Here is a 728-nt window from a genome sequence, read left to right as displayed (position 1 = left end):
CGATCATTCTGTTCTGCTCCGACCATGGCGACATGCTGGGCGAGCGCGGCCTGTGGTTCAAGATGTGCTTCTACGAAGGGGCGGCGCGGGTGCCTTTGATGATGTCCGGCAAAGGCATCAAGGCCGGACTGATCGAGACGCCTGCCTCCAATCTCGACGTGGCGCCGACGCTCTGCGACCTCGCCGGCATCGACATGAGCGGGATCGCGCCGTGGACGGACGGCCTGTCGCTGCTGCCGCTTGCCGCCGGCAAGGAGCGCTCGGCGCCGGTGCTGATGGAATATGCGGCTGAAGGCTCCTACGCGCCGATGGTGGCGATCCGCGAGGGCAAATACAAATTCGTCCATTGCGAGCTCGATCCGCCGCAGCTCTTCGATCTCGTCGCCGATCCGCGCGAGCTCGACAATCTCGCGACCAACCCGGCCTACGCCGATCTGGTCTCGGCCTTCATGGAAAAGGTCCGCGCGCGCTGGGACATGGCAGGCTTCGACGCCGCAGTCCGTGAAAGCCAGGCGCGCCGCTGGGTCGTCTACCCGGCGCTGCGCAACGGCGCTTACTACCCCTGGGAGTTCCAGCCGCTGCAGAAGGCGTCGGAACGCTACATGCGCAACCACATGAACCTCGACAATCTCGAAGAGAGCAAACGGTATCCGAGAGGCGAATGATGGCAGACATTCTCGTCCCACCACTTGATCATCTGAGGCACGCCTACGCCGTCACCTCGACGG

The 728-nt window shown here is 64.0% G+C and carries 1 protein-coding gene; it reads left to right on the top strand.

Going from position 1 to position 728, the window contains the following annotated elements:
• Window positions 1-665, top strand: a 665-nt coding sequence (locus EOA24_RS39985) for a sulfatase/phosphatase domain-containing protein (RefSeq protein WP_145992589.1), incomplete at its 5' end; no start/stop codon positions are given.
• Window positions 666-728 lie beyond the last annotated feature (63 nt).

This window comes from Mesorhizobium sp. M2A.F.Ca.ET.039.01.1.1, assembly GCF_003998035.1.
GTDB lineage: Bacteria > Pseudomonadota > Alphaproteobacteria > Rhizobiales > Rhizobiaceae > Mesorhizobium.
This window is presented reverse-complemented; position numbering and strand designations above follow the sequence as displayed.